Below are 24,133 nucleotides of genomic sequence, written 5' to 3'. Positions count from 1 at the left end.
ATGCCGCCCCACTTCACAACACCCGTGACCGCCCTGCGTGTGCTGCATGCCGACGCGCGGCTCGTCGTCGTCGACAAACCGCCGGGCCTGCTGAGCGTGCCGGGGCGCACCGAGCCCGACTGCGCCAGCGCCCGCGTGCAGGCGCTCTACCCCGACGCACTGATCGTCCACCGGCTGGATCAGCCCACGTCGGGCCTGCTGCTGTTCGCGCGCGGCGCCCAGGCGCAGCGCGAACTCAGCGCGGATTTCGCCGAGCGGCGTGTCGACAAGACCTACATCGCCATCGTCGCGGGCCATCTCGACGGCCAGGGCCTCATCGACCAGCCGCTCGCCGCCGACTGGCCCAACCGCCCGCGCCAGCAGATCGACCCGGCCCGCGGCAAGCCCTCCCAGACGCGCTGGCGGGCGCTCGGCCACGAAGGCGCGCACACACGGGTCGCGCTGGAGCCACTGACCGGGCGCAGCCACCAGCTGCGCGTGCATCTGGCCCACCTCGGCCACCCGATGCTGGGTGATGCGCTGTACGCCCCGCCCGACATCGCCGCCGCCAGCCCGCGCCTGCTGCTGCATGCCAGCGAGTTGCGCGTCGCCGGCCACCATTTCGTCTGTCCTCCGGAGTTTTGAATGCACCTCTACATCGTCACCGGCAGCTCGCGCGGCCTGGGCGCGGCGCTCGCCGCCCAGCTCTCGCAACCCGACCATGTCGTCATCGGCATCGCTCGCCAGGTCAACCCGGCGCTGCAGGCCGAGCAATGGGCGCTGGACCTCGCCACGCCCGTGCCCGCCGCCGAGCGTCTGCAAGCCTGGCTGCAAGCCCACGGCGGCTGGCACAGCGCCACGCTGATCAACAACGCGGCGCTGCTGAGCGCACCGGGGCCGCTGGCGGGCAGCGGGCTGGACGAGTTGTCCGCCGCGCTGCGAGTGGGCCTGGAAGCACCGGCGCTGCTCAGCCGCGCCTTCCTGGCCGGCACGGCCGGCGTGCCGGTGCGGCGCATCCTCAACATCTCGTCCGGCCTGGGCCGGCGCGCAATGGCCGGCAGCGCCGCCTACTGCGCGGTCAAGGCCGGGCTCGACCACCTCAGCCGTGCGCTCGCACTGGAGGAGCCGGGCGTGGGCGTCGTGTCGCTGGCGCCGGGCGTCATCGACACCGACATGCAGGTGCAACTGCGCGGCGCCGACCCGGCCAGCTTCCCCGAGCAGTCCCGCTTCCAGGGGCTCAAGGACGGCGGCCAGTTGCAGACCGCCGAGAGCACCGCGGCAGCCATTGTTCGGTTTCTCACGCGGCCAGACTTCGGAAAAACCATCATCGCCGACATCCGGGAAGCTTGAAAATCCTGACCCGAGCCGCGACCTGCGTGGCTCGTCACCCCTCTTCCGGAGACTTGCCTTGAACCGCATCCTCGCCCTGAGCCTGGCCACGCTGCTGGCCACCGCGCTCCCTGCCCACGACGCCGAGGCCAAGCGCCTGAGCAGCGGCGGCATGAAGCGAAGCGTGCCCGCCCAGACGGCGCCGCAGACGCCGACCTCCCCCTCGCCATCGCCCCAGCAGGCTGCGCCGGCCAAGCAGGCCGCCGCCCCCGCAGCGGCCGCTGCAGCCGCGGCGCCCAAGCGGTCGTGGCTGGGCCCGATCGCCGGCCTCGCCGCCGGCCTGGGCCTCGCTGCGCTCGCCAGCCATCTGGGCTTCGGTGAGGGCCTGGCCAACTTCATGATGATGGCCCTGCTCGCCGTGGCCGCGTTCGCGCTGATCCGCTTCCTGATGCGCCGCTTCGCCGCGCCCAAGCCGCAGCTGGTGGCCGCCGGCATGCCGCATCAGTTCCAGGCCGAACCCCAGGCCTGGAACGCGCAGCCGTCCACCGGCACCAGTGCCAGCCCCGCCGCGCCCGCTTCCACGCTGCCGGCCGATTTCGATGCCGCCGGCTTCGAGAAGATCGCCAAGCAGGTGTTCATTCGCCTGCAGGCAGCCAACGACGCCGGTGACCAGGCCGACCTGCGCCGCTTCACGACGCCGCAGATGTACGCCAGCGTTCAGCAGGAACTGCTGGAGCGCGGCGGCAAGACGCAGCGCACCGATGTGCTGCAGCTCGACGCCAGCGTCGTCGACGTCGCGACAGAAGGCGGCGACCGCGTCGTGTCGGTGCGCTTCTGGGGCCTGATCCGCGAAGACAGCGCCCAGGCCGCCGAGAGCTTCGACGAGGTGTGGCACCTGGTGCAGGCCGACGAAGGCTGGCTCATCGCCGGCATCCAGCCGACCGCCTGACCCAGGTCAGGCCCCGCTGTGGCCGCCGCTGGCGGTCACGGCACTCAGATCGTCGTGCTCCTGGCAGCACCGCCCGTAACGGGGCGGCTGAGGCCAGGTGGCCGGTTGCGGTGGCGCACCGCGCCACTGCCGCGCCGTCATCCAGCCGCCATGGCCCACGGCCAAGGCGCAAGGCGGCTGCCAGGCGGCCGCGCGCTGCAGCAGCGCGGCCAGCGACTCACCGCCGTCGAACGCGAAGCCACAGAAGTCGCCCATCCAGCGATCGAACTCGGCGGGCCCGATGCTCTGCCACGGCCGGCCGTCCCAGGCGCCGAAATCCATCTCGGCAAGACCGGCGTCGACCCGCCACACGAAACCCCAGCGCCGCAGCCAGCGGCCGACGTCAGCCGCCCGGGTCAGCGGCGACGTGACCACCTCGCGCGGCAAGCCATGGCGGCGCGCATGCTGGCGGATGCGGTGGGCCAGCCGCTTGGCCTTGCGGCGGTCCACCGGCAGGTCCGTGCGCCCGCCGATGCAGCGCCCCGCCGCGCCCAGCGGCTTGGGGTGGCGCCAGAGGATGAAGGCCGGCATCAGATCGCGGCCGTGAAGGCCAGCAACACGCCGATCTCGGCGAGTTGCTCGGTGGCGCCGAGGCCGTCACCCGTGTAGCCGCCCAGACGCTGCCGCAGCCAGCGCCGCATCGCCAGCGCCACGAGCGCCGCCGCCAGCACGGCCAGCAACAGCCGCAGCGGCGCGATGCCCCACGCGCCCAGCAGCGCCAGCAGCAGCGCACACCAGGCCAGCGCGATGACGAAGTTGACCGGCGCGACGGCCAGCGCCAAAGGCTTGGCCTTGGCGTGTTCGGCGTCGCCCCCATAGGGCAAGCTGACCATGACACCCACCGCCGCTGCCCGCGCCAGCGCATGGCTGGCCAGCAGCGCCGCCACGGCGCCCCACAGCGGCCGCGCCGCCAGCTCCGCCAGCAAGGCGGCACGCAGCAGCAGCGTCAGCCCCAGCGCCAAGGCCCCGTAGCTGCCGATGCGCGAGTCCTTCATGATGAGCAGCGACTTCTCGCGCGACACGGCACCACCCAGCGCGTCGAAGGTGTCCGCCAGGCCGTCCTCGTGGAAGCCGCCGGTCAACGCGACCGTGGCCATCAGCGCCAGCACCGCTGCCACCCACGCGGGCCACCACTGCGCCGCCCCCGCCAGCACGGCAGCGCCCACCGCGCCGACCAGCGCGCCCACGAGCGGAAAATGCCGCACGCAATCGGTCAGCCAGGCAGGCTCGAAATGCCGCAGCCGCACCGGCAGCCGGGTCAGAAACTGCAGCGCGACGAGAAAGAGGCGCATGCCGCTCAGGCGGTTCAGTCGCGATTGCTGACGCCAGCGCTCTCGAAGCTGGCCATCTCCGCCAGCACCGCACAGGCCGCCGTCAACAGCGGCCAAGCGAGCGCCGCACCACTGCCCTCGCCCAGGCGCAGGTCCAGATCCAGCAACGCACGCACACCCAGGTGCTGCAACCAGCGCGCGTGCGGCCCTTCCGCCGAGCGGTGCGAGAACACGCACGCCGCCAACACGCCCGGGCGCAGCGCCTCGGCGAGCACCACGGCGGCCGTGGTGATGAAGCCGTCGACCACGACGACGCGGCGCCCGGCCGCGGCCGCGATGACGCTGCCGGCCATCGTGACGATCTCGAATCCGCCCAGTGCCGCCGCCAGCGCCAGCGGTGCCTGCGCTCCGGCGTTGACCGCCAGGGCCTCGCCCAGCACGGCCAGCTTGCGGGCCACGCCGGCGTCGTCCAGCCCCGTGCCACGGCCCACGCAGTCGGCCAGCGGCAGGCCGGTCAGGCGCTGCATCAGCAGGCTGGCCGACGACGTGTTGCCGATGCCCATCTCGCCCAGCAGCAGCGCATTGCCCGGCAGCCGCTCCACGAGCGCCATGCCGTTGTGAAGCGCGCGTTCGGCCTGCTCGACGGTCATGGCCGGGCCGACGCTCGCGTCCGCCGTGCCGGCGGCGATGCGCAGGTCGGCAGCACCCGCCGCCAGCGGCGCATCCACGCCGCAATCCGCGATGGTCAGCGCCAGTCCCTGCTGCCGGGCCAGCACCGACACGGCCGCACCACCGGCGAGCATGTTGGCCACCATCTGCGGCGTCACCTCGCGCGGAAAGGCCGACACGCCGCGCCGCGACAGGCCATGGTCGGCCGCGAACACCACCAGTTGAGGATCAGCCAGCTGCGGGCGCTCGACGCCCTGGATCAGCGCCAACTGCAGCGCCAGCGCTTCGAGGCGCCCCAGCGCGCCGAGCGGCTTGGTCTTGTGGTCGATGGCGTGCTGGACGCGCGCGGCCAGCGCGGGCTCGGCGAGCGCCGGCAATTCAGGAAAGTTCATTCGGGTCACCCGTGTGTGAAATCAGCGAGCCAAGCACCGCAGGCCGGCTTCGCAGCCTGGCCGCAGCAGGCGCATCCGGCCGTCAGCCAACGAGGTTCGCCAGCGACAGCAAGGCCAGCAACAGCATCCAGAGCACGACCGACCGCCACACCAGGCCGACGACGCTCTGCAGATGCGCCAGTTGCGGCAAGGCACCGGCCGTGGAGCCGGCGGCGCCGATGGCCTCGGCCTCAGCGCCGGAATCGAAGGTACGGCTGCGGTCAGGCGTGATGCCGGGCGCGGCCGCCCCGCCCAGCTGCAGTCCCACGGCGCCAGCGGCGGACGCGAGGATGATGCCTTCGTTGGGATGCAGCCACAGGCTGGCATCGCGGCGCCACGCGTTCACGGCTTCCTCGAAGTTGCCGACGATGGCAAAGCCGGTGGCCGTCAGCCGCGCCGGCACGTGATCGATCCAGACGAACGCTTGGCGGGACAGCGCCAGCAGGCGTTGGTTGGTCGGCGCGTCGATGGTGCGGCTCTTGAACGCCCAGTAGCGGCTCGTGAACTCGGCCATGCGGTAGACCACGGCGCCGGCCGGGCCCAGGCCCAGCGTCGAGCAAACGATGAACCAGAAGAACACGCCGAACACGTGCCGGTGCGCGGCCAGCAGCGAGTGCTCGATGACGTGGCGGATCAGTTCGGTGCGGGGCAGCTCGCTGGCATCCAGATGGCGCCAGTCGGCCAGCAACTGGCGCGCCATCAGGTCGTCGCCACGCTCCAGCGCGTCGCGGATATCGGTGAAGTAATGGCTGAACTGCCGGAAGCCGAGCGTCAGGTATAGCGCCAGCACATTCAGCGCCAGCGCCAGCAACAGGCTGAAATGGCGCAGCGTCCAATAGGCCAGCGTCAGCACCAGCCCCGGCACGATGACGGTGATGAGCCAGACGATGACGGCGTGATGCTCGTCGCCGGCGTCGAAATTGCGCCCGGTCCAGCGCACCCAGCCGATGACGGACTGGTGCACCCGGTTCCCATGCCTCAAGGGCTTGAGCTGCTCACACAACAGGGCCAACAGCACCGCGAAGAAATTCATGGGCCGGGATGATAGTGGCGCGCTCAGCGCCCGATCAGAAGTCGGTAGAGGTTGCGCAACATTGCCGCCGTCGCGCCCCAGATGAAGTACTCGCGCTCAGCCGCCTGCCAGGGCATGGACAGGAAGCGCCGCGTGACGCCGCCGGCCTCGAACACGTGGTGGCGGTGGTGGGCCGGGTCCATCAGGAAAGCCAGCGGCACCTCGAACGCCTCGGCGACCTCACCGCTGTCCAGCGTCAGCGAGAAGCCTGGCGCCACCAGCGCGACGACGGGCGTCACCTGGAAGGCCGTCACGGTGGCGTAGACCGGCAGTTGGCCGATGACGTGAATATGCTCGCGCGACAGGCCGATTTCCTCTTCCGTCTCGCGCAGCGCGGTCGCCACCGGACCGTCGTCTTCCGGCTCGACGCGGCCGCCGGGGAAGCTGATCTGCCCGGCGTGGTCGCGCAGATGGTCGGTGCGGCGGGTCAGCAACAGCGTCAGCCCCGATTCCCGCTGCACCAGGGGCACGAGCACGGCCGCACCGGCCGGCTGCCGATCGGCGAAGCGGCCGCCATCGCCGGCGAACTCGGGCTGCCAGTCGGGTGGCGACGCCAGGCGATCACGGATGGCCTGGGCGGTCAGCGCGTCGGCGCGAACGGCGGGCAGGTCGGCATCAACCTTCGTGACGGGCGCGAGCTGCGGTTGGGTGATGGCGAGGCGCGTCATGCAGAAAAGACAAAAGCCGCCGAGAGCGCAGGCCCTGGCGGCTTTGGCAGCGGTAAGCGGCCGATCAGGCCAGCTTTTCCTTGATCCGGGCCGACTTGCCCGAACGCTGACGGAGGTAGTACAGCTTGGCGCGACGGACGTCACCGCGGCGCTTGACTTCGATCGAAGCGATCAGCGGGCTGTACAGCTGGAACGTACGCTCCACGCCTTCGCCGCTGGACATCTTGCGGACGATGAAGCTGCTGTTCAGGCCGCGGTTGCGCTTGGCGATGACCACGCCTTCGTAGGCCTGCACGCGCTTGCGGGTGCCTTCGACGACGTTCACGCTGACGATCACGGTGTCGCCAGGGGCGAAAGCCGGAATGGTCTTGTTCAGGCGAGCAATTTCTTCTTGCTCGAGGGTTTGGATCAGGTTCATCTGTACTCCTGGGATCTTGGCGAGACGCTATTTATCGGCATGTTTGCAGCTGCTCTTGCTTGAGACGTCACCGTTGCCGTTAACGCCTGCAAATTCAGCCACTCGACCCGCCAGAGGATCGGACAGCCCGCAAATATAACCCGGTTTACGGGTTTTGCCTAGAGCTTGGCGAGAAAGGCCTCGTCGGCCTTGCTCAGCCGACCCGCCGCGCGCGCCGCAGCGATCAACTCGGGCCGACGTGCCGCCGTCAACGCCAGCGAGCGTTCACGCCGCCAGCGGCGGATATCCGCATGGTGACCCGACATCAGCACGGCCGGCACCGCCCGCCCGTCAGGCAAGACCTCGGGGCGGCTGTAGTGCGGGCAGTCCAGCAAGCCGTCGACCGCCTCCGCAAAGCTGTCCTGCTGGTGGGACTGGGCATCACCCAGCACGCCCTCCTGCAGGCGGGCGATCGCATCCAACAAGGTCAGCGCGGGCAACTCGCCGCCGGACAGCACGAAATCACCCAGGCTCAACTCCATCGTCACATGCCGGTCCAGCACGCGTTGGTCGATGCCCTCGTAGCGGCCGCACAGCATGATGGCCCCGGGGCCCTCCGCCAGCCGCTGCACGAGCGCCTGGTCGATGCGCGCGCCGGTGGGCGTGAAATGGATGACGACGGGCGCCGCCTCGCCGCGATCGGCAGCAGCGGCGGCGAACGCTTTTTCCAGCGGCTCCGCCAACATGACCATGCCCGGGCCGCCACCGTAAGGGCGGTCATCGACACGGCGGTAGTTGTCCTCGGCGAAATCGCGCAGCGGCCACAAGCGCACATCGACCTGGCGGCTGTCGAAGGCGCGCCGCGTGACGCCATGCGTCAGGTGCGGCGCGAACAGCTCCGGGAAGATCGTCAGGATGTCGAAGCGCATGGCTTCAGATCAGAAGTCCAGACCCCAGTCGACCGTGATCCGCCGGGCTTCCAGGCTCACATCGTCGACAAAGGCCTCGACGAACGGGATCAGCCGCTCCTGGTCGGGCTTGGCCGGCTCCACCACACCCGGCGGCAGGATGCGCAGCACGCAGTGCGGGCCGGTGTCGATAAGGCCGATGACGCGGCCCAGCGGCTGCAACTCCCGGTTGACGACATCCAGGCCGATCAGGTCGATCCAGTAGTACTCGCCATCGGGCGTGCGCGGGAAATCGCTGCGGGGAATGTGAATCTCATGGCCGCGCAGCGCCTCGGCGGCATTGCGATCGTCCACACCGTCGGCCATGGCGACGATGCCTTCACCCTGCTCGCGCACCGAGCGCACGGCGAGTTGCAGTTGGCCTGGCTTGGGGCCGGTGGCCTTCAGATACCAGCGCTTGGCACTGAACAGCGCATCGGCGTCGGCCGAGTAAGCCTGGATCTTCAGGCCGCCCTTGATGCCCCAGGCATCCAGGATGCGCCCCACCGGCACCAGGTCGTCGGGCCAGGATTCACCAGCGGGCGCCTGAGCGCCCCTGGAAGCAAAAGACGGCGCCGAGGCGCCGTCTTGCTGAGGCTTGTTGCCTGCCACGCCAGCTTAGGCGGCAGCGACGGCGGCCTTCTTGGCCTCGTCCACCAGGCGAGCCACGGTGGGCGACAGCTGAGCGCCGACACCAACCCAGTAGCTGACGCGGTCTTGCGCCACGCGCAGCTTCTCGGCAGCGCCGGAGGCGATGGGGTTGTAGAAGCCGACGCGCTCGATGAAGCGGCCGTCACGGCGCTGCTGGCTGTTGGCCACGACGATGTTGTAGAAGGGGCGCTTCTTGGAACCGCCGCGGGCGAGACGAATGACAACCATGATGTTTCCTAAAAAATGGGCGACCACCGCACGAGGAGACACTCAGGGCGAGCAAGTCGGATAGCAGGATCCCCCTGCGAGGGGCTGGCCTCCGTAGATACGCCGCTCCCCTTGCTTCACACAGGGTAGCGACCGGCGCCAAAACCGCGCATTATAAACTCGATCGCATCCGCTTCGAACAGATATGTCACAGACCTCCGCCCCCTCGCCCCTGATCCTGCGCAACAGCACCGATGCCGACCTGCCCGCCGTGCAGGCCATCTACGCCCAAGCGGTGCTGGAAGGCACCGGCACCTTCGAAACCGAAGTCCCGACCGTCGAGGAAATGGGGCGCCGCCGGGCCGAAGTGCTGGGCCGTCAGCTACCCTGGCTGGTGGCTGAGCGTGATGGACAGATCCTGGGCTACGCCTACGCCAACTACTTCCGCCCTCGCCTCGCCTACCGCTTCTGCGTCGAGGACTCCATCTACCTGGCTCCGGCAGCCCAGGGCCAGGGCGTGGGCCGCTTGCTGCTGGCCGAACTCATCGCGCGCTGCGAAGCCGCCGGCGCGCGCCAGATGCTGGCCGTCATCGGCGACGCCGCCAATGCCGGCTCCATCGGCGTGCACACGGCGCTGGGCTTTCAGCACACGGGCGTACTCAAGAGCGCGGGCTGGAAGTTCGGCCGCTGGCTCGAAGTCGTGCTGATGCAGCGCCCGCTGGGCCAGGGCGACAGCACCGCTGCGGCATGAGCACCACGCCCAGGCGCAAGGTCGTCGCGACCTGGCTGGCGCTCGTCGCAGGCGTCTTCGGGCTGCACCGCTTCTATCTGCACGGCGCCAAGGACCGCTGGGCCTGGCTGTTCCCGCTGCCGACGCTGCTGGGCCTCGTCGGCGTACAGCGCATGAGCGCCCTCGGCCAGGACGATCGCCTGGCCTGGCTGCTGATCCCGCTGCTGGGCGCCAGCCTCGTGGCTGCGCTGCTGGGCGGCATCGTCTACGGCCTCACGCCGGACGAGCGCTGGAACGCGCGCTTCAACGCCGGCCGTGCGGCACCAGCCAGCGGCTGGGCCACCATCATCGGCGTCGTGCTGTGCCTATTCGTCGGCGGCATCGTGCTGATGTCGACCATCGCGTTCAGCGCCCAGCGCTATTTCGAATCGCAGGCCGACATCCATTGACAGCCGGCGCACCGCGCCGGCCGCCGGCCAGGCATCAATACAGCGTGAAGCTGATCCAGTAGCACAGCGCCGCCACCAGGGCCGCAGCCGGGATCGTGAAGATCCACGCCCAGACGATGTTGCCCGCCACGCCCCAGCGCACCGCCGACGCGCGCTGCACGGAGCCCACGCCGACGATGGCGCCGGTGATGGTGTGGGTGGTGGACACCGGCACGCCGAGCGCCGTCGCGACGAACAGCGTGATCGCACCACCGGTTTCGGCGCAGAAGCCGCCGACAGGCTTGAGCTTGGTGATGCGCTGCCCCATCGTCTGCACGATGCGCCAGCCACCGAACATGGTGCCCAGGCCAATGGCGATGTAGCACGCAAAGATGACCCAGTTCGGCGGCGCCTTGTCACCCACCGACACCATGCCGGCGGCGATGAGCAGCATCCAGATCAGGCCGATGGTCTTCTGCGCGTCGTTGCCGCCATGCCCCAGGCTGTAAAGCCCAGCCGACACCAGCTGCAGCCGGCGGAACCAGCGGTCCACGCGCAGCGGCGACGTGTTGCGGCAGACCCAGGCCACCAGCACCATCATCAGCGAACCCAGCATGTAGCCCAGCAGCGGCGACACGACGATGAAGGCCACCGTCTTCCAGATGCCCGCCCCGACCAGCGCGTCGGGCCCGGCCTTGGCCATCACGGCGCCGACGATGCCGCCGATCAGCGCATGGGACGAGCTGGACGGAATCCCCCACCACCAGGTAATGAGGTTCCAGGCAATCGCGCCCATCAGCGCGCCGAACACGACATGGTGATCAACGATGCCGGGCTCGACGATGCCCTTGCCCACGGTCGCCGCGACCTTGAGCTGGAAGATCATGATGGCGACGACATTGAAGAAGGCGGCGAACAGCACAGCCTGCTGGGGCTTGAGCACGCCCGTGGACACAACCGTGGCGATGGAATTGGCCGCGTCATGGAAGCCGTTCATGAAGTCGAACAGCAGTGCCAGCACGACGAGCAGGGCCACCACCCAGAAGGCGATCTCGACAGATGCCATGGGAACGCCGGATCAGGAGTTCTCGAGGACGATGCCCTCGATCAGATTGGCCACGTCTTCGCAACGGTCGGAAATCGACTCCAGCTGCTCATAGATCGCCTTGAGCTTGATGAGCTCGCGCACGTCCGCCTCCTCGCGGAACAGGCGCGACATGGCCGAGCGCATGACGCGGTCGGCGTCCGACTCCAGGCGGTCGATCTCCTCGCAGGTCTTGATCGCAGCCTCGGTGGTGGCCGGCTTACTCAGGTGCGGCAGCAGCGTGACGGCATGCTGAACGCGCTCGCAGCAGCGCACCGACAGCGTGGCGAGTTGCAGCACCTGCTCGGGCACGGCCCGCACGTCATACAGCGACATCGTCTCGGACGAGTCCTGCAGCAGGTCGACGATGTCGTCCATCGCATTGATCAGGCCATGGATCTGCTCGCGATCGATCGGCGTGATGAAGGTGCGATGCAACAGCCGATTGACCTCGGCCGTGACGCGATCCGCCGCATGCTCGGCCTTGTCGACAGCATCCGCATACTGCTGGCGCAGCGCCGGGTCGGCATAGTTCTGGATCATCAACAGGAAGGCGCGCGCGCCTTCAGCGATGAAACCGGCGTGCTCGTTGAACAGCTCAAAAAAATTGCCCTCACGGGGCAACAGCTTGCCAAACAGCATGGCGTCCTTCTCTTGGGAATCAGTGCGAAACCGGGATTTTAGCTAGACCGGTTACATGACAGACGAATGAACACCATTCCAACGAGAACACCCCGCCGCCGCCGCGCACCGCACCCTGGCCAGCCACCCTGGACACGACAACGCCGCCAAAACCGGCGGCGTTGCGCGAAACAAGCCGGGCACAGACTCAGGGCGGCGTCTGCCGACTGATCTCCACGCGGCGATTCTCGGCCGCGAGCGGGTCCTTGACCTTGGGTGCCGTGGCCCCACGGCCGACGGCGTTCAGCATGCGGTCATCGGCGCCTCGCGCCACCAGATAACGCTTTACTTCGTCGGCACGCTTTTGCGACAGCTCCTGGCTGTTTTCGGTGGCGCCAGCGTCATCCGCATGGCCCTCGATGCGCACCGTCTTGCCGCTGCCGCGCTTGCTGGCCAGCGCTTCGGCAAAGACGTCAAGCTGCTTGCGAAGGCCGTCGGGAATATCCGCCGAGCCGACCTTGAAAGCCAGCGCAGGAAGGGAGAAGCGCACCGCAGGCTTGAAACCCATGCACTTGAAGCCCGCAGCCACAAGCTGCTCGCAGGCATCTTCCGGGAACAGGCCTTCCTTGATGGCGCTGACCGTGGGCACACCGCTGCCGACTTCAACCGTCTCCTGCGCATGCGCCGCAACAGCAGCCATCACGCACGCCGTCAAAACACACCCACGCAGAGCGCGGCGAACACACATGGTGAACTCCCAATCAATCATGGCTGGTCAACACACAACGGTCCATCTGACACGGCCGCACCTGCAATGGGTAGCGCAGCGCTCGAACAAATCGTAATGCCGAGAACCATCAGACAACACCCTCAAATGTGCGGACCGCAGCCAGACACCTCCGCCGCGGCAATGCGCTTGCAGCCCGGCAGGGAAGCACACACTGCCCACACCTGATGCACGCGCACGCAGCTTGTCCACCCCCACCTTCCCCACGCGAACGTGTCGAGTCGCTGCCAGGCAACGGCCGCGAAGCCATTCACGAGCAACAGGCCTGGCTGCTCACGGATAGCAATGCCCCCAGGCTCCCTTTCCGACTTCTCGCCCCTGCAGGCGTCGCCGCGTCGCCCCTCCACTTGCCCACGCCAAGCAGCCCGCGCGCGCCCCATCGACCTGTTCAAACGAGCGCACCCACACGCCAGTGAACAAAGAAAAAGGCCCAAGTCGTTGATTGACTTGGGCCTTTTTGGCTTCAGCGAACCTCGCTGAACTCTGTCATGGTGCGTCTTGTCACCGGGGATCAGGTCGCGGGCCATGCAGTAACTTTCGCGGCTGGAATGGCCGGATTGTCGGGTTACTGCGGAAGTTACTGCAACTGAGGCCCGGTTGTCGGCGGAAGTTACTGCACGTCGGCGGACAAAGAAAAAGGCCCAAGTCGTTGATTGACTTGGGCCTTTTTGGCTTCAGCAAACCTCGCTGAACTCTGTCATGGTGGAGCCGGGGGGAATTGAACCCCCGTCCGCAAGCCATCACCGGGCAGATCTACATGCTTAGCCGGCTGATTTGAATCTCACGGTCAACTCGCGCAGTGGCACGCTAGCTTTCCCGCCAGTCACTTGATCTCACGCCCTCCCGAGTGACCCGGGAAGACGCCAGCCGATGTGAGTGACTTCTCAGCCTTGCCCCTTGCGGAACTCAGCCCGGCCCATCGGCCTGCCGTTGAGAAGCTCAACCGCAATTAAGCGGCGAGTGCGAACGTAGAGTCGTTTGCAGTTACTTTGTTTCCAGTGGATTAACGAGCGGACTGGTGCTCGGCATGCCCTACTCCGGATCCGCACCCACGTCGAAACCTGGTCGGCCCCAGAGTCCCGTAGTTTAGGCCACTCCCAGCGCCTTCAAGAGGTCGCCGGGTGTTGGCAGCAACAAGTCGGCCTGCCAGTCCTGGCAATCCGCGCCGACACCCAGGTAGCCCCAGGCCGCAGCCGCCGTGGCCATGCCGGCCGCGCGCCCCGCCACGATGTCCCGCTCATCGTCACCGACATAGAGGCAGCTGGCCGCGGGCAGGCCCAGCCGGCGAGCCGCCTCCAGCAGCGGCGCGGGGTGCGGCTTGACGTGCGCCGTGCTGTCGCCGCCCACCACCACCTCGATGCCCAAGGCCAAGGCCGCCACCAAGGGCAGTGCGAAGCGTTCAGCCTTGTTCGTGACCACGCCCATGGCCAGCCCTGACGCCCGTAGCCTGGCCAACTGCGCCACCACACCCGGAAATGGCTGGGTGCTGTCGAACATCAGCTGCGCGTAGCGATCCAGAAACTCCTGCTTGGACGGCTCATAGCCAGCGTCTCCCGGCCGCAGCCCGAAGGCCTGCGCGAGCATGCCGCGCGCACCGGACCCGCCATGCGGCCGGTACTGCGACAAGGGCAACGGCTCGAGCCCGCGATCGGCGCGCAGCGCGTTGGCCGCGCGTGCCAGATCGGGCGCACTGTCGATCAGCGTGCCATCGAGGTCGAACAGCACCGCTCGAAGGTGCCGCCAGGGCGGCGCAAGCGGCGTCACAGCGGGCGCTGGCAGGCGAGCAGGTAGTTCACGTCGGTATCGCTGCCCAGGCTGTAGTGCTGCGTCAGCGGGTTGTAGGTGAGCCCGCGGCTCGCGCGCAGCTCCAGCCCGGCATCGCGGCAGAACTGTGCGAGTTCGGCGGGCTTGATGAAACGCGCGTATTCATGCGTGCCCTTGGGCAGCATCTTCAGCACGTATTCGGCACCGACGATGGCGAGCAGGAAGGCCTTGGCGTTGCGGTTCAGCGTCGACAAAAACACCCAGCCGCCCGGCTTCACCAGCGTAGCCAGCGCACGCACGACGGAAGCCGGGTCAGGCACATGCTCCAGCATCTCCATGCAGGTCACGGCGTCGAAAGCACCCGGCAGCTCCTCGGCCAGCGCCTCCACCGCCACCTCGCGGTACTCCACGCCCTCGGTGCCCGCCTCCATCGCATGCAGCTCGGCCACGCGCAGCGGCTTGGTCGACAGGTCGATGCCCAGCACCTGGGCTCCGGCGCGCGCCATGGAGTCACTCAGGATGCCGCCGCCGCACCCCACATCCACCACCCGCTTGCCCGCCAGCGGGCAGAGTTGCTGAATCCAGCCCAGGCGCAGCGGGTTGATCTGGTGCAGCGGCTTGAAGTCGCTCTCGGGGTCCCACCATCGGTGAGCCAGCTCACCAAATTTGGCGAGCTCTTGCGGGTCGGCGTTGATCGCGGCGTTGGTCGTCATGACAGGTTCAGGAAAAAGAAAAGCCCCGACGGGCGGGCCGTACGGGGCTTTGCGCAAAGCGCCCGAAGGCGCTGAGCTTACTTGTTGCGCGTACCGACGACTTCGATCTCGGTGCGGCGGTTCTTGGCGCGGCCGTCCTCGGTCTTGTTGTCGGCCACGGGCTGCTTCTCGCCCTTGCCTTCGGTGTAGACGCGGTTCGGCTCGACACCCTTGCTCACCAGATAGGCCTTGACAGCCTCGGAGCGGCGGATCGACAGCTTCTGGTTGTATTCGTCGCTGCCCACCGAGTCGGTGTGGCCCACGGCGATGATGACTTCCAGGTTGATGCCCTTGGTCTTGCTGACGAGGTCGTTCAGCTTCTCGGTAGCTTCGGGCTTGAGCGTGGCCTTGTCGAAGTCGAAGAAGGCATCAGCCGCGAAGGTGACCTTTTCGCTGACCGGAGCGACCACCGGGGGCGGCGGCGGGGTCACGGGCTTCGGAGCCACTTCGGCGGCAGGCGCCGGCGGGGGCGGAGCAACGACCTTGGGCGCCTCGACCTTCGGTGCGGGCTTGATTTCGCCATCGCAACCGGGGGCTGCAGTAGCAGGCGTCCAGAAGGCATCACGCCAGCAGTATTCGTTTGTGCCGTTCTTCCAAACGGTACCGTCGGTTGCGCGCCAGTTGTCGATGGTTTGCGCCGAGGCGCCAGCCGATGCCACAACGGCGATCGCAGCCACCGCAAACAGCGACGCCACGCGATTCAGTTTCTTCATGATTCTCCTCTCAAGGAATGCCGCAGTTGCCCTGCGAGAGTCAGTACTAAAACCGCAGGAGAGTCTTTAGGGTTTCTCCTAGGGACCAGGCGATTGTGCCATGGGGGTACTGAGCGAAACACATTGTGTAGGCCTACGTTCAAGGGCATGGTGACGATGTTGCTCGGCGACTACAAGGAGGCGTGCCGCGTAGAATTCGCGCCTTTCACCTACCTCCGAGGACGCCGCGCTCGTGTAGCGCGACGCAAACCCGCCGCATGACCCAGTTCGCCAAGGAAACACTGCCGATCAGCCTCGAGGAGGAGATGCGCCGTTCCTACCTCGACTACGCGATGAGCGTGATCGTCGGCCGCGCCCTTCCCGATGCCCGCGACGGCCTCAAGCCCGTGCATCGCCGCGTGCTGTACGCGATGAACGAGATGGGCAACACCTACAACGCCAAGTACCGCAAGAGTGCGCAGGCGGTGGGCGAAACGATGGGTAAATACCACCCACACGGCGACTCGGCGATTTACGACACCATCGTGCGCATGGCGCAGCCATTCAGCCTGCGCCACATGCTGATCGACGGCCAGGGCAACTTCGGCTCGATCGACGGCGATAACGCGGCGGCGATGCGATACACCGAAATTCGCCTCGACAAAATCGCCCATGAAATGCTGGCCGATATCGACAAGGAAACCGTCGATTTCGGGCCGAATTACGACGGCAGCCATAAGGAACCCCTGGTCCTGCCCACCCGTTTGCCGCAACTGCTGGTCAACGGCTCCGCGGGTATTGCGGTGGGCATGGCGACGAATATTCCGCCGCACAACCTCAATGAAGTCGTCGACGCCTGCCTGTTCGCGCTGCGCAAGCCGGACTGCACGGTCGACGAATTGATGGAGATCATCCCGGCGCCGGACTTCCCGACCGCCGGCATCATCTACGGCCTGGCGGGCGTGCGAGACGGCTACCGCACGGGCCGCGGCCGCGTGGTGATGCGCGCCAAGGTGCACTTCGAGGACATCGACAAGGGCAACCGCCAGGCGATCATCGTTGACGAGATCCCCTATCAGGTCAACAAGAAGAGCCTGCTGGAGCGCATCGCCGAGCTGGTGCACGAGAAGAAGATCGAGGGCATCAGCCACATCCAGGACGAGTCCGACAAGTCGGGCATGCGCGTCGTCATCGAGCTCAAGCGCGGTGAAGTGCCCGAGGTGGTGCTGAACAACCTCTACAAGCAGACCCAGCTGCAGGACAGCTTCGGCATGAACATGGTCGCGCTCGTCGACGGCCAGCCCAAGCTGTGCAATCTGCGCGACATGGTCATCGTGTTCCTGGAACACCGCCGCGAGGTGGTGACCCGCCGCACGATTTATGAGTTGCGCAAGGCCCGCGAGCGCGGCCACGTGCTGGAAGGCCTGGCCGTCGCGCTGGCCAACATCGACGAGTTCATCGAGACCATCAAGACCTCGCCGACGCCGCCAGTCGCGAAGGCCGCACTGATGGCCAAGAGCTGGGACTCGTCGCTGGTGCGCGAGATGCTGTCGCGCGCCGAAGGCGGCAGCGACGCCTACCGCCCGGAAGGCCTGGAAGCGCAGTTCGGCATGCAGCCCGACGGCCTCTACCGCCTCTCCGAAGCCCAGGCTGGCGAAATCCTGCAGATGCGCCTGCAGCGCCTGACAGGGCTGGAGCAGGACAAGATCGTCGGCGAGTACCGCGAGGTGATGGCCGAGATCGCCGACCTGCTCGACATCCTCGCCAAGCCGGCCCGCGTGACGACCATCATTGGCGACGAGCTGACGCAGCTGAAGACCGAGTTCGGGCAGACCAAGCTGGGCGCCCGCCGCAGCGTGATCGAGCACAACGCGCAGGAACTCGGCACCGAAGACCTGATCACGCCGACCGACATGGTCGTCACGCTCTCGCACACCGGCTACATCAAGAGCCAGGCGCTCAGCGAGTACCGCTCGCAGCGCCGCGGCGGCCGCGGCAAGCAGGCCACAGCCACGAAGGACGACGACTGGATCGACCAGCTCTTCATCGCCAACACGCACGACTGGATCCTGTGCTTCTCCGACCGCGGCCGCGTGTACTGGCTGAAGGTCTGGGAGGTGCCGCAGGGCTCGCGCAACTCGCGCGGCAAGCCCATCGTCAACATGTTCCCGCTGCAGCAGGGCGAGAAGATCACCGTGGTGCTGCCACTGACCGGCGAGTTCCGCAGCTTCCCTGAAGATCACTTCATCTTCATGGCCACCGCGCTGGGCACGGTCAAGAAGACCTCGCTGAAGGACTTCAGCAACCCGCGCAAGGCCGGCATCATCGCCGTGGACCTGGACGAGGGCGACCACCTCATCGGCGCGGCGCTGACCGACGGCCACCACGATGTGATGCTGTTCAGCGACGGCGGCAAGGCCGTGCGCTTCGACGAGGACGATGTGCGCCCCATGGGCCGTACCGCGCGCGGCGTGCGCGGCATGATGCTGGAACCCGATCAGCGCCTGATCGCCATGCTGGTGGCCGAGGACGAAAACCAGAGCGTGCTGACGGCCACCGAGAACGGCTACGGCAAGCGCACCGCCATCACCGAGTACACCCGCCACGGCCGCGGCACCAAGGGCATGATCGCCATCCAGCAGAGCGAGCGCAACGGCCGCGTGGTGGCCGCCACGCTGGTGCACCCCGAAGACGAGATCATGCTGATCACCGACAAGGGCGTGCTGGTGCGCACCCGTGTCGCCGAGATCCGTGAGCTGGGCCGCGCCACGCAGGGCGTCACGCTGATCGCGCTGGATGACGGCGCCAAGCTGTCGGGCCTGCAGCGCATCGTCGAGAACGACGCGAACGAAGCCGATGCCGCCGCCGGCGGCGACGAAGGCACGGCGGCCGACGACTCCTCCGAAGCTCCCAAGGATTGACATGACCCTCCGCAAACTGGGCCTCGCGATCACACTGGCGCTGGCCGCCAGCGCCACGCTGGCGCAACCCTCGCCCGCCAAGAGGGCGCTGATCGACAAGATCATCGCCATCCAGCAGCAAGGCCTCACCGACTCCCTCGCTGCCAGCATCGTGCAGGCGCCGCTGGGCCAGCTGACGCAGGCCGGCCGCCAGGCCCTGCAGCAGATGCCGGCGGAGAAGCGTGAAGCCACCGCGAAGGCGCTGGACACCGAGATGAAGAAGTTCATCGACGAGAACGTGGCCTACCTGAAGGACAAGATCTCCAAGGCCGTGCCCACCACCGCTTCGGCGCTGCTGGACGAACGCTTCAACGAGGACGAACTGAAGCAGATCCTGGCCTGGGCAGAATCGCCCGTCAGCCGGAAGTTCGGCCAGATGGGCGGTGAGCTGCAGAAGGCCGTCGTGCAGAAGGTCATGGCCGAATCCGGCGCGACGCTGGAGGGCCGACTCAAGACGCTGCAGGCCAACATGGCCAAGCAGCTCGGCATCCAGCCCGCCGCCCCCAAGCCCGCCGCCTCGGCCCCCGCCAAAAAGTAAGCCCCCCCGGACCCGCCCATCGATGACCGCTCCCCGCCCGTTCAACTTCTCAGCCGGCCCGGCCGCACTGCCCGAACCTGTCTTGCGCCAGGTCGCCGAGGAAATGCTGGACTGGCACGGCAGCGGCATGAGCGTCATGGAGATGAGCCATCGCGGCAAGGAGTTCGGCACCATCCTCGCGGCCGCCGAGGCTGACCTGCGCGAACTGCTCGCCGTGCCGCCCAACTACCGTGTGCTGTTCATGCAGGGCGGCGGCCTGGGCGAGAACGCCATCGTGCCGATGAACCTGAGCCGCGGCGGCAAGGTGGACGTCGTGGTGACGGGCTCGTGGTCGCGCAAGAGCGCGGGCGAGGCGCGGCGCTATGCCGACGTGCAGATCGCCGCGGACATCGGCAAGACCGGCGTCATCCCGCGCGAGTGGGCGCTGCGCGATGACGCCGCCTATGTGCACGTCTGCAGCAACGAGACCATCGATGGCGTCGAGTTCCAGGAACTTCCCGAACTGACCCACGGTGTGCCGCTGGTCATCGACGCCTCGTCGCACCTGCTGTCGCGGCCGATCGACTGGCGCCGTGTCGGCCTGGCATTCGGCGGTGCGCAAAAGAACATCGGCCCCGCCGGCCTGACGCTCGTGTTCGTCCGCGAAGACCTGCTGGGTCATGCGCTGTCCATCTGCCCGTCGGCCTTCAATTACGAGACGGTGGCCGCGAACCAGTCGATGTTCAACACGCCGCCGACCTTCGCCATCTACGTCGCCGGCCTCGTGTTCCAGTGGGTCAAGGGCCTCGAATACGCCGGCCGGCGCGGCCTCGCCGCCGTGGAGCAGCGCAACATCGACAAGGCCGCCCTGCTCTACGCCGCGCTCGACGGCTCCAGCTTCTACGAGAACCGGGTCGACCCGAGCTGCCGCTCGCGCATGAACGTGCCGTTCTTCCTCAAGAACGAGGCGCTCAACGACACCTTCCTGGCCGAGGCCCGCGCGGCCGGCCTGCTGCAGCTCAAGGGCCACAAGTCGGTGGGCGGCATGCGCGCCTCCATCTACAACGCGATGCCGCTGGAAGGCGTGCAGGCGCTGGTCGGCTTCCTGAAAGATTTCGAGGTGCGCCATGGCTGAGCCCGTCGCCTCCCAGGCCCTGCTGGCGCTGCGCGACCAGATCGACGGCCTGGACCGGCAACTGCTGGCGCTGCTGAACGAACGCGCCCGCGTCGCGGAGCAGGTCGGCGAGATCAAGCGTGCCGAAGGCACGCCGTTCTTCCGCCCGGACCGCGTCGCGCAAGTCATCGAGAAGATCCGCTCGGCCAACCCCGGCCCGCTGAAGGCGGAGCATGTGTCGGCCATCTGGCGCGAGATCATGTCGGCCTGCCTGGCGCTGGAATCGCCGCAGCGCGTGGCCGTGCTGGGCCCCGTGGGCACCTTCTGCGAGCAGGCCGCCATCGAGTATTTCGGCGGCGCCGCCGACCTGGTCTATTGCGCGACCTTCGACGAGGTCTTCCACGCGACTGCCTCGGGCAGCGCGCAGTTCGGCGTCGTCGGCGTCGAGAACATGACCGAGGGCGTCGTCACGCGCTCGCTGGACCTGTTCCTGCACACGCCCTGCCACATCGTCGGCGAAGTCAGCCTGCTGATCCGCCACAACCTGATGCGCAAGGAGCCGTCGATGCGTGACATCGAAGCGGTGCTGGCGCATCCGCAGGCGCTGGCCCAATGCCAGAACTGGCTGAACAAGCACCTGCCCGACGTCGAGCGCCGCGCTGTCTCCAGCAACGCCGAGGGCGCCCGGCTGGCGGCGACCAATCCGGCCTGGGCCGCCATCGGCGCCGAGCGCGCGTCCACGCTGTTCGGCCTGCACATCACGGCCCACGCCATCCAGGACGAGGCCTACAACCGCACGCGCTTCGCCGTCATCTGCCTGCCGCAGACGATGGCGACGCCGCCGGCCACCAGCCGCGACTGCACCAGCCTCGTCGTGTCCGTCGCCAACCGCCCCGGCGCCATGCACGACCTGCTCGTGCCGCTGAAAAAGCACGGCGTCTCCATGACCCGGCTCGAATCCCGCCCGGCCCGTAACGGCCAGTGGGAGTACTACTTCTACATCGACCTCGATGGCCACCCCAGCCAGCCGCATGTGGCGGCCGCGCTGGACGAGTTGCGCCAGATCTGCGCCTTCTACAAGATGCTGGGCGCATACCCTGTCAAGAACTGAGGTCAGCCATGTTCCAACAGCTAGGCGTGATCGGGTGCGGCCTGATGGGCGGCAGCTTTGCGCTCGCGATGAAGCGCGCCGGCCTGGTGCGCCGCGTCGTCGGCTACAGCAAATCCCCGTCCACCACGGAAGCCGCCAAGAGGCTGGGCGTCATCGACGTGGCCGCCGAATCTGCGCTGCTCGCCGTGTCCGGCTCGGACATCGTGCTGATCGCCGTCCCCGTCTCCGCCACCGAAAACACGCTCAAGGCCATCCGTCACTTGGTGAACCCCGGCGTGCTGTTCATGGACGTCGGCTCCACCAAGTGCGACGTCATTGAAGCCGCCCGCCGCGCGCTGGGCGAGCGCGCAGCGAGCTTCGTGCCCTGCCACCCCATCGCCGGCAAGGAATCGGGTGGCGTGCAGCACGCCGAAGCCAACCTGTACGAGGGCCGGCAGGTCATCCTGACCCCGCAGTCCTTCACCACCCCGGAACTGGTGCAAAAAGCCACCGACGTCTGGTCCGCACTGGGTGCCACGGTGCTGAAGATGCGCCCGCACAACCACGACGCGGCGTTCGCTGCCGTCAGCCATCTGCCGCATCTGCTCGCGTACGCCTATTTCCAGGCCATCGCCGAGCAACCGGCCGCGCGCGACTATCTCAGCCTCGCCGGCCCGGGCTTTCGCGACTTCACCCGCATCGCCGCCAGCGAGCCCTCCGTGTGGCGCGACATCCTCCTGGCCAACAAGCATGAAGTGCTGGCCCAGTCCAAGCGCTTTCGCACCATGCTGGACCAGCTCGAGGCCCTGATCGAGACCGGCGACGCGGTCGCCCTCGAGGCCGCGCTGCGCCCCATTGCCGAAGGCCGCTCGGCCTGGACCCTTCCTACGATCCCTCCAGGCCGCCCGGCGGCTAAGTGATGTTCAAGATCCCCTTCCTCGACCTGCCGCCCCTGCGCAGCGCCGCAGGCACCGTGCGCCTGCCCGGCTCCAAGAGCATTTCCAACCGCGTGCTGCTGCTGGCCGCACTCAGCGAAGGCAAGACGGTCGTGCGCGACCTGCTGGCGTCCGACGACACGGCCGTCATGCTCGAGTCGCTGCGCACGCTGGGCTGCGGGGTGTGGCGCGACGGTGACGCCATCGTCATCGACGGCCTCGGCGGCCGTCTGCGCGCCAAGGAGGCCAAACTCTTCCTCGGCAACGCCGGCACCGCCATGCGGCCGCTGACCGCCGCGCTGGCCCTGCTGGCGGCCACGCAAGGCGGCAGCTTCGAAGTCTCGGGCGTGCCGCGCATGCACGAGCGCCCGATCGGCGACCTCGTCGACGCCCTGCGCGGCCTGGGCTGCAACATCGACGACCTCGGCAACCCGGGCTACCCGCCGCTGCGCCTGCGCGGCCCCTCGACGCTGGCATTGGACACGCCGGTGCGTGTGCGCGGCGATGTGTCGAGCCAGTTCCTGACGGCGCTGCTGCTGGCGCTGCCGCTGGTGGCCGGCTTTGAAGCCCCCAGTTCCCCCGAGGGGGCATCCCCGGCCCGGGGTGGCCCAGCGCCGGGGCGCGACATCCGCATCGAGGTGATCGGCGAACTGATCTCCAAGCCCTACATCGAGATCACGCTGGCCCTGCTGCAGCGCTTCGGCATCGCCGTGCGGCGCGAAGGCTGGCAGGCCTTCGTCATTCCGGCCGGCAGCCGCTACCGCTCGCCGGGCGAGGTCTTCGTCGAAGGCGACGCCTCGTCGGCCTCGTATTTCGTCGCGCTGGGCGCCATCGCGGCGGCCGACACGCCTCTGCGCATCGAGGGCGTCGGCAGCGAATCGCTGCAGGGCGACGTGCGGTTCATCGAGGCCGCCGCCGCCATGGGTGCCGAGGTCAAGGCCGGCCCCAACTGGCTGGAGGTGCGTCGCGGCGCCTGGCCGCTCAAGGGCATCACGCTGGACTGCAACCACATCCCCGATGCGGCGATGACGCTGACCGTCATGGCGCTCTACGCCGACGGACCGACGACGCTCACCAACATCGCCAGCTGGCGCGTCAAGGAAACCGACCGCATCGCCGCCATGGCGGCCGAGCTGCGCAAACTGGGCACCGTGGTTGACGAAGGGCCCGACTGGATCCGCGTGCAGCCGCTGCGCGACTGGCGCGCCGCCGCCATCCACACCTACGACGACCACCGCGTCGCCATGTGCTTCTCGCTGGCAGCGTTCAACGGCCTGGTGACGGAACGCGCCGTGCCGGTGCGCGTGCTGGAGCCGCACTGCGTCGCCAAGACCTTCCCCGACTACTTCGAGACGCTGTTCGGCGTCGTGACGGCCCGCGCCGCCGACATCCCCGTCATCACCATCGACGGCCCCACCGCCTCCGGCAAGGGCACGCTGGCCGACGAGACGGCCAAGGCCCTCGGCTTCTCGGTGCTGGACTCCGGCGCGCTGTACCGCGTGACCGGCCTGGCCGCCCGTCGCGCCGGCCTGAACCTGGACGATGGCGACGCCGTCGCCGCCATCGTGCCCACGCTGGACCTGCGCTTCAGCGACGGCCAGGTCTTCCTCGGGCAGGAAGATGTCAGCGCACGGCTGCGCGCCGAAGCCACCGGCCTGCTCGCCTCGCAGGTGGCCGTGCATTCCGCCGTGCGGCAGGCGCTGCACCAGCTGCAGCTCGATTTCCGGCGGCTGCCGGGCCTGGTGGCCGATGGGCGCGACATGGGCACGGCCATCTTCCCCGACGCGACGCTGAAGGTCTTCCTGACGGCCAGCGCCGCCACGCGCGCCGAGCGCCGCCATAAGCAATTGATTTCCAAAGGGATTTCAGCTAATATCAACAGCTTGCGCGAAGATTTGGAGGCGCGGGACGAACGAGACAAAAACCGTTCAGCCTCGCCTTTGACCCCCGCGCAGGACGCGCAGCTGCTCGACAACTCGGCACTGTCCATCGAAGCCTCGGTGGAGCAGATGCTGGCTTGGTGGCAAACGCGCCGGCCCTTCTGATCGGC

General features: G+C 68.0%; 26 protein-coding genes and 1 other RNA gene. 11 read left to right on the top strand and 16 right to left on the bottom strand.

The genetic code is table 11. The annotated features are described in order from the left end of the window. Genes ACG00X_RS09675 through ACG00X_RS09665 form a run of 3 tightly spaced genes read left to right on the top strand, consistent with a single transcriptional unit; the run spans window position 1 to window position 2,257 of the window. Complete coding sequence (locus ACG00X_RS09675) at window positions 1-624, top strand: RluA family pseudouridine synthase (protein ID WP_394487927.1); 624 nt, start codon at window positions 1-3, stop codon at window positions 622-624. Further along, window positions 625-1,329 carry an SDR family NAD(P)-dependent oxidoreductase gene (locus tag ACG00X_RS09670; protein ID WP_394487926.1) on the top strand — a complete coding sequence of 235 codons (705 nt, stop codon included), beginning with the start codon at window positions 625-627 and terminating at the stop codon, window positions 1,327-1,329. Window positions 1,330-1,387: 58 nt separating this feature from the next. Then, on the top strand, window positions 1,388-2,257 hold the full coding sequence (locus tag ACG00X_RS09665; protein WP_394487925.1) for a Tim44 domain-containing protein: 870 nt from the start codon (window positions 1,388-1,390) through the stop codon (window positions 2,255-2,257). Window positions 2,258-2,263: 6 nt separating this feature from the next. Here the strand turns inward: ACG00X_RS09665 and ACG00X_RS09660 are convergent, their stop codons facing one another. The 9 genes from ACG00X_RS09660 to rpsP all read right to left on the bottom strand — a co-directional run bounded on the left by ACG00X_RS09660 (window position 2,264) and on the right by rpsP (window position 8,630). Continuing rightward, complete coding sequence (locus ACG00X_RS09660; protein WP_394487924.1) at window positions 2,264-2,827, bottom strand: histidine phosphatase family protein; 564 nt, start codon at window positions 2,825-2,827, stop codon at window positions 2,264-2,266. Beyond that, window positions 2,827-3,588, bottom strand: a complete 762-nt coding sequence (gene cobS / locus ACG00X_RS09655; RefSeq protein ID WP_394487923.1) for an adenosylcobinamide-GDP ribazoletransferase — start codon at window positions 3,586-3,588, stop codon at window positions 2,827-2,829. The genes ACG00X_RS09660 and cobS overlap by 1 nt, the downstream gene beginning before the upstream one ends. 14 nt (window positions 3,589-3,602) lie before the next feature. Beyond that, window positions 3,603-4,628: a nicotinate-nucleotide--dimethylbenzimidazole phosphoribosyltransferase gene (gene cobT / locus ACG00X_RS09650; RefSeq protein WP_394487921.1), complete on the bottom strand. Its 1,026-nt coding sequence runs from the start codon at window positions 4,626-4,628 to the stop codon at window positions 3,603-3,605. A gap of 82 nt (window positions 4,629-4,710) precedes the next feature. Further along, window positions 4,711-5,700 (bottom strand): CobD/CbiB family protein, encoded by a 990-nt coding sequence (locus ACG00X_RS09645; protein ID WP_394487920.1) that lies wholly within the window; start codon window positions 5,698-5,700, stop codon window positions 4,711-4,713. 23 nt (window positions 5,701-5,723) lie between these two features. Further along, window positions 5,724-6,407 (bottom strand): CoA pyrophosphatase, encoded by a 684-nt coding sequence (locus ACG00X_RS09640; protein WP_394487919.1) that lies wholly within the window; start codon window positions 6,405-6,407, stop codon window positions 5,724-5,726. 64 nt (window positions 6,408-6,471) lie between these two features. Further along, window positions 6,472-6,825, bottom strand: a complete 354-nt coding sequence (gene rplS / locus ACG00X_RS09635; protein WP_394487918.1) for a 50S ribosomal protein L19 — start codon at window positions 6,823-6,825, stop codon at window positions 6,472-6,474. 158 nt (window positions 6,826-6,983) lie between these two features. Then, window positions 6,984-7,733 carry a tRNA (guanosine(37)-N1)-methyltransferase TrmD gene (gene trmD / locus ACG00X_RS09630; protein WP_394487916.1) on the bottom strand — a complete coding sequence of 250 codons (750 nt, stop codon included), beginning with the start codon at window positions 7,731-7,733 and terminating at the stop codon, window positions 6,984-6,986. Window positions 7,734-7,742: 9 nt separating this feature from the next. Beyond that, window positions 7,743-8,363, bottom strand: coding sequence for a ribosome maturation factor RimM (gene rimM, locus ACG00X_RS09625; protein WP_394487915.1), 621 nt, complete (start codon window positions 8,361-8,363; stop codon window positions 7,743-7,745). Window positions 8,364-8,369: 6 nt separating this feature from the next. Then, window positions 8,370-8,630 carry a 30S ribosomal protein S16 gene (rpsP, locus tag ACG00X_RS09620; protein WP_394487914.1) on the bottom strand — a complete coding sequence of 87 codons (261 nt, stop codon included), beginning with the start codon at window positions 8,628-8,630 and terminating at the stop codon, window positions 8,370-8,372. Window positions 8,631-8,814: 184 nt separating this feature from the next. Between rpsP and ACG00X_RS09615 the strand changes: the two genes are divergently transcribed. Together ACG00X_RS09615 and ACG00X_RS09610 are read left to right on the top strand one after the other, a co-directional pair. Further along, complete coding sequence (locus ACG00X_RS09615; RefSeq protein WP_394487913.1) at window positions 8,815-9,360, top strand: GNAT family N-acetyltransferase; 546 nt, start codon at window positions 8,815-8,817, stop codon at window positions 9,358-9,360. Beyond that, complete coding sequence (locus ACG00X_RS09610; RefSeq protein ID WP_394487912.1) at window positions 9,357-9,788, top strand: TM2 domain-containing protein; 432 nt, start codon at window positions 9,357-9,359, stop codon at window positions 9,786-9,788. The genes ACG00X_RS09615 and ACG00X_RS09610 overlap by 4 nt, the downstream gene beginning before the upstream one ends. Window positions 9,789-9,822: 34 nt before the next feature. Here the strand turns inward: ACG00X_RS09610 and ACG00X_RS09605 are convergent, their stop codons facing one another. The 7 genes from ACG00X_RS09605 to ompA all read right to left on the bottom strand — a co-directional run bounded on the left by ACG00X_RS09605 (window position 9,823) and on the right by ompA (window position 15,488). Further along, the gene (locus tag ACG00X_RS09605; RefSeq protein ID WP_394487911.1) at window positions 9,823-10,833 is read right to left on the bottom strand and encodes an inorganic phosphate transporter; all 1,011 of its coding nucleotides are present in this window, start codon (window positions 10,831-10,833) and stop codon (window positions 9,823-9,825) included. Window positions 10,834-10,845: 12 nt separating this feature from the next. Then, window positions 10,846-11,493, bottom strand: coding sequence for a DUF47 domain-containing protein (locus tag ACG00X_RS09600; RefSeq protein WP_394487910.1), 648 nt, complete (start codon window positions 11,491-11,493; stop codon window positions 10,846-10,848). Window positions 11,494-11,680: 187 nt separating this feature from the next. Next, on the bottom strand, window positions 11,681-12,241 hold the full coding sequence (locus ACG00X_RS09595) for an OmpA family protein (RefSeq protein ID WP_394487909.1): 561 nt from the start codon (window positions 12,239-12,241) through the stop codon (window positions 11,681-11,683). Window positions 12,242-12,959: 718 nt separating this feature from the next. Then, window positions 12,960-13,332: a transfer-messenger RNA gene (gene ssrA / locus ACG00X_RS09590) on the bottom strand. A 13-nt stretch (window positions 13,333-13,345) separates the two neighbouring features. After that, a complete protein-coding gene (locus ACG00X_RS09585; RefSeq protein WP_394487908.1) occupies window positions 13,346-13,984 on the bottom strand; it encodes an HAD-IA family hydrolase in 639 nt (212 codons plus the stop codon). 35 nt (window positions 13,985-14,019) lie between these two features. Next, window positions 14,020-14,736 (bottom strand): bifunctional 2-polyprenyl-6-hydroxyphenol methylase/3-demethylubiquinol 3-O-methyltransferase UbiG, encoded by a 717-nt coding sequence (gene ubiG, locus ACG00X_RS09580; protein WP_394487907.1) that lies wholly within the window; start codon window positions 14,734-14,736, stop codon window positions 14,020-14,022. A gap of 77 nt (window positions 14,737-14,813) precedes the next feature. Then, a complete protein-coding gene (ompA, locus tag ACG00X_RS09575; RefSeq protein WP_394487906.1) occupies window positions 14,814-15,488 on the bottom strand; it encodes an outer membrane protein OmpA in 675 nt (224 codons plus the stop codon). Between the two features lie 257 nt (window positions 15,489-15,745). On the opposite strand from ompA, the gene gyrA reads away from it, so the two are divergent. The 6 genes from gyrA to ACG00X_RS09545 are packed head-to-tail and all read left to right on the top strand — an operon-like array spanning window position 15,746 to window position 24,128. Next, entirely contained in the window at window positions 15,746-18,388 is a 2,643-nt protein-coding gene (gene gyrA / locus ACG00X_RS09570; protein ID WP_394487905.1) for a DNA gyrase subunit A, read from the top strand. 1 nt (window position 18,389) lies between these two features. Further along, window positions 18,390-18,965, top strand: coding sequence for a DUF2059 domain-containing protein (locus ACG00X_RS09565; RefSeq protein WP_394487904.1), 576 nt, complete (start codon window positions 18,390-18,392; stop codon window positions 18,963-18,965). Between the two features lie 22 nt (window positions 18,966-18,987). Then, window positions 18,988-20,079, top strand: a complete 1,092-nt coding sequence (gene serC / locus ACG00X_RS09560; protein ID WP_394487902.1) for a 3-phosphoserine/phosphohydroxythreonine transaminase — start codon at window positions 18,988-18,990, stop codon at window positions 20,077-20,079. Further along, window positions 20,072-21,169: a prephenate dehydratase gene (gene pheA / locus ACG00X_RS09555; RefSeq protein ID WP_394487901.1), complete on the top strand. Its 1,098-nt coding sequence runs from the start codon at window positions 20,072-20,074 to the stop codon at window positions 21,167-21,169. Before serC ends, pheA begins: the two co-directional genes overlap by 8 nt. An 8-nt stretch (window positions 21,170-21,177) precedes the next feature. Then, window positions 21,178-22,068 (top strand): prephenate dehydrogenase, encoded by an 891-nt coding sequence (locus ACG00X_RS09550; RefSeq protein WP_394487900.1) that lies wholly within the window; start codon window positions 21,178-21,180, stop codon window positions 22,066-22,068. Continuing rightward, window positions 22,068-24,128, top strand: a complete 2,061-nt coding sequence (locus ACG00X_RS09545; protein WP_394487899.1) for a bifunctional 3-phosphoshikimate 1-carboxyvinyltransferase/cytidylate kinase — start codon at window positions 22,068-22,070, stop codon at window positions 24,126-24,128. Before ACG00X_RS09550 ends, ACG00X_RS09545 begins: the two co-directional genes overlap by 1 nt. The last annotated feature ends 5 nt before the right edge of the window (window positions 24,129-24,133 follow it).

Source organism: Pelomonas nitida (genome assembly GCF_043555975.1).
GTDB classification, from domain to species: domain Bacteria; phylum Pseudomonadota; class Gammaproteobacteria; order Burkholderiales; family Burkholderiaceae_C; genus Pelomonas; species Pelomonas nitida.
The sequence above is the reverse complement of the archived record's forward strand: the minus strand, read 5'-3'. Positions and strand labels throughout refer to the sequence as shown.